Here is a 6009-nt window from a genome sequence, read left to right as displayed (position 1 = left end):
CAGGTCCCTTCGACCAGCAATCCGTCTGGCGCCAGGCGACCGGCCATGAGCGACCACGCCGCCGCGACCTCGGACTCGTCGTACTGGCGCAGGACGTTCAGGGCGCGGATGACGATCGGACGCCGGGGCGTCGGGATCTCGAAACCCCCTCGCGCGAACGAGACCCGGGTATCAGGGTCAAAACTCGTGAGACCCGCGCGGACCGCCCGCAATTGCTCGCGTGCCCGCTCGACGCGCTCCGGGTCGATCTCCAACCCCACGACATCAATGTCGGACCTGACCGGCGACAGCCGCGCCGCCAGCTCCAGCGTCGTGGTGCCGGTGGCGCCGTACCCGAGATCGACGACCAGGGGCTCGGATGCGTCACGGAGCACCGGATGCCGCGCAATCCACCGGTCGACGCGACGCAACCGATTCGTGCCCGTCGTCCCCCGCGTGGGGCGCCCGGTCGGCGCGGAACGAGGAGAGGGCACGCCCCCATGATGCCAGCGCTCCGAGCGTTCCCGGTGTGCAGCGAGGGGGAGCTTTCACGGCCTCCCTCGCAACCGTCGCGACACCTCGCCCCGATATCATGAGGGCCATGACCGAGCCATACACGTTGATCCTTCTCCGACACGGCCAGAGCGAGTGGAACGAGCTGAATCTCTTCACTGGATGGGTCGATGTGCGGCTCACTGAACAGGGGCAGGCCGAGGCCCGCCGGGGCGGCGAGTTGATGGCCGCGCAGGGCATCCTTCCCGACGTCCTGCACACGTCGCTGCTGAGCCGCGCCATCCAGACCGCCAACATCGCGCTCGATGCCGCCGACCGTCTCTGGATTCCCGTGAAGCGCACCTGGCGCCTCAACGAGCGTCACTACGGCGCGCTGCAGGGTAAAGACAAGGCGCAGACCCTCGAAGAGTTCGGGCCCGAGCAGTTCATGCTGTGGCGTCGCTCGTTCGACGTGCCGCCGCCGCCGCTGGATGATGACAGCGAGTTCAGCCAGGTCCACGATCCGCGGTATGCCGGGATCGATGGTGAGGTGCCGCGCACCGAATCCCTCAAGCTCGTCATCGATCGCATGATGCCCTACTGGGAGAGTGACATCGCGGCCGACCTGCGTGCGGGCAAGACCGTCCTCGTGACCGCGCACGGCAACTCGCTGCGCGGCCTCGTGAAGCACCTCGACGGCATCAGCGACGCCGATATCGCCGAGCTCAACATTCCGACCGGCATCCCGCTGGTCTACAAGCTCGACGAGAACCTCGTCCCCCTCGGTCCCGGCGAGTACCTCGACCCCGAGGCCGCGGCCGCCGGTGCAGCTGCCGTCGCCTCCCAGGGCAAGAAGTAGCCGCCTGGCGGTAGAAACCACAAGAGCGGATGCCCCGCGTGAGGCATCCGCTCTTGTGGTCAGTGCGTGATGTGGGGAACTACTCTCCCGAGCTGGACCCGTCGCTGGCGTAGAACTCGCCGCCTTCAGCCAGGTACTGAACCTTCTTGGCGACCGAGACGGCGTGGTCGACGAAACGTTCGTGATAGCGGCTCGCGAGGGTGGCATCCACCGTCTGCGCGGGCTCGCCCGACCAGCTGTCGCTGAGGACCTTCTCGAAGACGCTGACGTGCAGATCGTCGACCTGGTCGTCGATGTCGCGGATCTGGTCGGCGAGCGCCAGGTCTTCGGTGTCCAGGAGCTGCGTCAGCTTGCGGGAAGCTTCGACATCGAGTTCGCCCATCTTCTGGAACGTCGACTTCAGACCCGAGGGGATGGCGCGCTCGGGGAAGCGCAGGCGCGTCAGCTGAGCGATGTGCTCGGCAATGTCGCCCATGCGCTCGAGCGAGGCGCTCACCCTCAGAGCCATCACGACGATCCGCAGGTCACGGGCAACGGGCTGCTGGCGAGCCATGATCTCGATGGCGATCTCGTCCAGTTCGTGGGCCTTGTCGTCGATCTCGGCGTCTGCCGCGATCACTTCTTCGGCAAGGGCGACATCGCTGGTCTTGAACGCCGTTGTCGCCTTCTCGATCGCAGTGGTGACCATCCCGGAGATCTCGACGAGACGGTTCTGCACATCTTCGAGCGACTGGTGGAAGACTTCGCGCATTCCGATCCCTTTCGTGTGTTGTCGGCCGGCAGATGCCAGACGACCCAGTGATTCTCGCCACCGAAGGTTAACGGACAGTGCCGCTCCGGTGAATAGTGACGCGCCCGAGGCTGGCGCGAGTGCCGCTCGCGAGGCCGTCGTCCGGGCCGCCCGTACGCTGTTTCCATGCAACCTGCGCAGATCGCCCTTCTTGGCCTCCTCGTCGGGCTGCTGATCGGCGCGGGCCTGGCTACCGTTATCCTGCTGGCGCTGCGGGCACGCGAGCGCGCCGAGTACGGGGCGGGCATGGATGTTCCCGAGGGAGCGCGAATCGTGCTTCGCGGGCTCGACGATCCCGCTGTCGTCCTCGACTCGGCCGGAGTCATCATTGCGGCGTCGGCATCCGCGGCACCGTTCGACCTGACCGAGGGGCGGATGCTTCCCACACCCGAACTGCGCGGTGTCGCCCGCCGCGTCAGCGATGCTGACGCGGCATCCAACGCGACCTTTCGTCTTCGCCGCGGCACCGGCCCGGGGGAGTCGCGCCTGGTCACCGTTCGGGCGACGCCGCTCACGGCCCGGCTCATGCTGCTCGTGCTGCGCGATATCACCGAGAAGGAGCGGGTCGAGCAGATGCGGCGTGACTTCGTCTCCAACACGAGTCACGAACTCAAGACACCGGTCGGGGCAGTGAGCTTGCTGGCCGAGGCGATCGAGTCGGCATCCGATGACCCCGCCCAGGTCCGGGTGTTCGCCTCACGCTTGTCTGCCGAGGCGACGAGGCTCGCAACCCTCACCTCGCGCATCATGAACCTCTCACGCCTGCAGGCAGCCGACGAGCTCAACGACGAGCGCGACGCCTCGATCGATGAAATCATCGCGTCTGCCGTCGAGGCTCACGCTGTCCAGGCCGACTCGGCAGGAGTGCAACTCGTCCGCGGGGGCACGCGGGGACTGTTCGTCCGCGGCGATGCCCAGGTCCTGAGCGAAGCAGTGGGCAACCTCATCGCCAACGCCATCGCTTACTCCCCGAAGGGGTCGAGCGTCGGCATCGGTGTCAAAGCGGCCGACGGTGTCGTCGAGATCGCGGTCACCGACCGGGGCATCGGAATCTCCGAAGAAGACCAGGACCGTGTGTTCGAGCGGTTCTACCGCGCAGATCAGGCGCGTTCGCGCCGCACCGGGGGAACGGGGCTCGGCCTGGCGATCGTCAAGCACGCCGTGCAGCGCCACGGCGGTGACGTTCGCCTCTGGTCGCGCGAGGGCCGCGGTTCGACATTCACGATCCGGCTCCCCCTGATCGATTCTCCTCACGACGAGCCGCCTCGAAAACGGGCCCGCAAGGAGAAGAAGGTCAAGAAGAAGGCCAAACTACAGGGCTCGGATGCCGTGCTGACCAACCGCGTGGTCGCCGCTGCGCCGCACGTGACCGCTGCGCCGGACAGAAGTGGCATCGATGCCCGAGAAGGAAACGGAGAAACCGCATGACTCGCGTCCTACTTGTCGAGGACGAACCCGACCTCGCCGACCCGCTCGCATACTTGTTGCGCCGGGAGGGCTACGAGGTCGAGATCGCCGAGGACGGAGCCACCGCCCTCGCCTCATTCCGTGAGCTGGGTGCCGACATCGTGTTGCTCGACCTCATGCTTCCGGGGATGCCCGGAACGGAGGTATGTCGGCAGTTGCGCGCCTCGTCGTCGGTTCCGATCATCATGCTCACCGCGAAGGATTCCGAGGTCGACATCGTCGTGGGGCTCGAACTCGGCGCCGACGACTACGTGACCAAGCCCTATTCGGCGCGGGAGTTGCTCGCGCGGATGCGTGCAGTTCTCCGCCGGCTCTCCACCGCCGAGGCTGACCTCGACGACCGCATCCTCGAAGGGGGTCGCGTGACCCTCGACATCGACCGGCACACGGTCTCGGTGGATGGCGGTGAGATCAGCATGCCGTTGAAGGAATTCGAGCTCCTTGAGGTGCTCATGCGCAATGCGGGCCGGGTGCTCACACGCGGTCAGCTCATCGACCGCGTGTGGGGAACCGACTATTTCGGTGACACGAAGACCCTGGATGTTCACATCAAGCGCATCCGCTCACGCATCGAGAAGAATCCGAGCGACCCGACCATGCTCGTGACCGTCCGCGGGCTCGGCTATCGCTTCGAGTCCTGAAGAGCCTCGGCATCCGGAAAGACGTCGGCCCCGCGCTCGACAGAGGCGGGGCCGACGTCGTGTCGGTAGGGGGAGACGTAAGGCACGAACGGCGCGAGGTACTCGAGTTCGCCGCCCAGCACCGGAACCGAGACGACCGAGGTCACCCCATCACCGGACTGGAAGGATGCCGACAGCGTGGCTCCGGGAGGCGTGTCCAGCCCGCGGATCAGGATGGGGTCTGCATCCTCGCCGAGGCTCTTGACGGAGCCTGCCGGGACGATGACCTGCTCGGTGACGCCATCGGCGAAGTCGATGTGTACGACGTAGGTCTCGTCAGTGTTGTTGATGAATGCGGCGAGGAAGTTGCCCTCGGTGCCCTCGTCGTTCGCAACGATCACCGTGTTTCGGATCTGCACGGGACCTGACTCGTCCGGGACGTTGGTTCCTTCGGCTGCCGAATACTCGATCGTCGTCGCGTGCGCGGAGATCAGGCTGCATCCTGAGGTTCCGAGGACGAGGGCGGTGCCCACAACGAGCGACGCGATGAGGCGCGATTTCACGGATCCTCCTTGAGCGGATGACGGCTTCACGATGCATTCTACGGGGTTGCGAACCGCCGGCTTACGCCTCGCTGAAGCTCGGGACCACCGGCACGAGCGCATGGGTGGCGAACTCTAGCGTATGCGCCCTGTGGTATTCTGGAGTTTGCCGAAAGGAACATAACTCCATGCTTTTTGAGGTTGGCGAGACGGTTGTCTACCCGCACCACGGGGCCGCAACAATCATCGAGGTCAAGGAACGCGTCATCAAAGGCGAGACCAAGAAGTACTTGAAGCTCAACGTCACTCAAGGCGATCTGATCATCGAGGTCCCGGCGGAGAACGTCGACCTGGTCGGCGTCCGTGATGTGATCGGCAAGGACGGTCTCGAGCGCGTCTTCGATGTTTTGCGCGCCCCGTTCACCGAGGAGCCCACAAACTGGTCGCGCCGCTACAAGGCGAACCTCGAGAAGCTTGCGTCGGGTGATGTCATCAAGGTGAGTGAGGTCGTGCGCGATCTGTGGCGCCGTGATCAAGATCGCGGGCTGTCGGCCGGTGAGAAGCGCATGCTGGCCAAGGCCAAGCAGATTCTGATCTCCGAGCTGGCTCTGGCCGAAAAGACCGACGAAGAGAAGGCAAGCGTTCTGCTCGACGAGGTTCTCGCCTCCTGAGTGGGTGGTGCCGCGCTGTAGCGTGGCATCCGTGAGCATCATCCCGGTTCCCCGCGTAGCGGTCATCGTCGTCGCGGCTGGATCGGGAACCCGGCTTCACGCTGGCGTACCCAAGGCCTTTGTCGGGCTGGACGATCACACCATCTTGCGCCATTGTCTGCGCGGCATCTTCGAGGCGCCACCGATGCAGGTCATCGTCGTCGCGCCCAGCGGCCTGGAGGGCGATGCGCTGACGGATGCCGAGGAAGCCGCTGGAGAACGGCGAGACCTCCTGACCGTCGTTGCCGGCGGCGCCACCAGGCAGGCATCCGTGGCTGCTGGCCTTGCTGCGCTCTGGGGAGACATCGAGTATGTCCTCGTGCACGACGCTGCGCGGGCTCTCACACCACCCGACGTCTTCGAGCGGGTGATCGGTGCACTTGAGGCCGGCGCTGCCGGAGTCGTCCCGGTCATGCCCGTCGTCGACACGATCCGGCAGATGGATGGGGACGCCATCGTCGGCGTCGTCGACAGGTCGAGCCTCACTGCCGCGCAGACGCCGCAGGGGTTTGCGCGCAGCATTCTTGAGAGCGCCTACACCGCTGCCGAC

At 65.7% G+C, this 6009-nt stretch carries 8 protein-coding genes; 5 read left to right on the top strand and 3 right to left on the bottom strand.

What is annotated here, in order from left to right; genetic code table 11:
* Positions 1-473: class I SAM-dependent methyltransferase (locus Q1V87_RS14850; protein ID WP_300594556.1), on the bottom strand; the 473-nt coding region annotated here is incomplete at its 3' end.
* 107 nt (positions 474-580) lie between these two features.
* Between Q1V87_RS14850 and Q1V87_RS14845 the strand changes: the two genes are divergently transcribed.
* Positions 581-1330 (top strand): phosphoglyceromutase, encoded by a 750-nt coding sequence (locus tag Q1V87_RS14845; protein WP_292709170.1) that lies wholly within the window; start codon positions 581-583, stop codon positions 1328-1330.
* 79 nt (positions 1331-1409) lie between these two features.
* Here Q1V87_RS14845 and phoU read toward each other — a convergent pair whose 3' ends face one another.
* Positions 1410-2081, bottom strand: a complete 672-nt coding sequence (phoU, locus tag Q1V87_RS14840; RefSeq protein ID WP_300594551.1) for a phosphate signaling complex protein PhoU — start codon at positions 2079-2081, stop codon at positions 1410-1412.
* A 165-nt stretch (positions 2082-2246) separates the two neighbouring features.
* Here phoU and Q1V87_RS14835 point away from each other — a divergent pair, with 165 nt between their 5' ends.
* Entirely contained in the window at positions 2247-3548 is a 1302-nt protein-coding gene (locus Q1V87_RS14835; RefSeq protein WP_292709166.1) for an ATP-binding protein, read from the top strand.
* Positions 3545-4228 carry a response regulator transcription factor gene (locus Q1V87_RS14830; protein WP_292709164.1) on the top strand — a complete coding sequence of 228 codons (684 nt, stop codon included), beginning with the start codon at positions 3545-3547 and terminating at the stop codon, positions 4226-4228. The genes Q1V87_RS14835 and Q1V87_RS14830 overlap by 4 nt, the downstream gene beginning before the upstream one ends.
* Here Q1V87_RS14830 and Q1V87_RS14825 read toward each other — a convergent pair.
* Positions 4210-4770, bottom strand: a complete 561-nt coding sequence (locus Q1V87_RS14825; RefSeq protein WP_300594547.1) for a DNA modification methylase — start codon at positions 4768-4770, stop codon at positions 4210-4212. The genes Q1V87_RS14830 and Q1V87_RS14825 overlap by 19 nt on opposite strands.
* Positions 4771-4937: 167 nt before the next feature.
* Between Q1V87_RS14825 and Q1V87_RS14820 the strand changes: the two genes are divergently transcribed.
* Both Q1V87_RS14820 and Q1V87_RS14815 read left to right on the top strand, forming a co-directional pair.
* Entirely contained in the window at positions 4938-5420 is a 483-nt protein-coding gene (locus tag Q1V87_RS14820; RefSeq protein WP_195692045.1) for a CarD family transcriptional regulator, read from the top strand.
* A 31-nt stretch (positions 5421-5451) separates the two neighbouring features.
* Positions 5452-6009 (top strand): 2-C-methyl-D-erythritol 4-phosphate cytidylyltransferase (locus tag Q1V87_RS14815; RefSeq protein ID WP_300594543.1); only part of this gene is annotated, 558 nt, incomplete at its 3' end.

Source organism: Microbacterium sp. (assembly GCF_030149085.1).
GTDB lineage: Bacteria > Actinomycetota > Actinomycetes > Actinomycetales > Microbacteriaceae > Microbacterium.
Note: the sequence above shows the minus strand (reverse complement) of the source record. Positions and strands in the feature narration are given on the sequence as shown.

Coding starts and splice junctions, on each gene's coding strand:
- Q1V87_RS14845 (WP_292709170.1), top strand. CDS start 581: ATGACCGAGCCATACACGTTGATCCTTCTCCGACACGGCCAGAGCGAG.
- phoU (WP_300594551.1), bottom strand. CDS start 2,081: ATGCGCGAAGTCTTCCACCAGTCGCTCGAAGATGTGCAGAACCGTCTC.
- Q1V87_RS14835 (WP_292709166.1), top strand. CDS start 2,247: ATGCAACCTGCGCAGATCGCCCTTCTTGGCCTCCTCGTCGGGCTGCTG.
- Q1V87_RS14830 (WP_292709164.1), top strand. CDS start 3,545: ATGACTCGCGTCCTACTTGTCGAGGACGAACCCGACCTCGCCGACCCG.
- Q1V87_RS14820 (WP_195692045.1), top strand. CDS start 4,938: ATGCTTTTTGAGGTTGGCGAGACGGTTGTCTACCCGCACCACGGGGCC.